Consider the following 246-nt stretch of genomic DNA (forward strand, 5'->3'; position numbering starts at 1 on the left):
GGCCTACCGTGGGGTCATGCTCTTCGCCTTCTCCGTCGCGCCCACGACCACCGAGGACGAGTCCGCGTCGATGAGCGCGGCCGTCGCCGAGGCGGTCCGGGTGGTGCGTGACTCCGGACTGCCCCACGAGACCACGTCGATGTTCACCACCATCGAGGGCGAGTGGGACGAGGTCATGCCCGTCATCCGCGCTGCCACCGAGGCCGTGTCCGCCGTGTCCCCGCGGGTGAGCCTGGTCCTCAAGGC

The 246-nt window shown here is 70.7% G+C and carries 1 protein-coding gene; it reads left to right on the forward strand.

All coding sequences use genetic code 11. From position 1 onward, the window contains the following. Positions 1-16: 16 nt before the first annotated feature. Positions 17-246 (forward strand): thiamine-binding protein (locus QSV46_RS40655; RefSeq protein ID WP_314964382.1); only part of this gene is annotated, 230 nt, incomplete at its 3' end.

It is taken from the genome of Bradyrhizobium cosmicum, from assembly GCF_032290525.1.
In the GTDB taxonomy this organism is placed as follows: Bacteria; Pseudomonadota; Alphaproteobacteria; order Rhizobiales; family Xanthobacteraceae; genus Bradyrhizobium; species Bradyrhizobium cosmicum_A.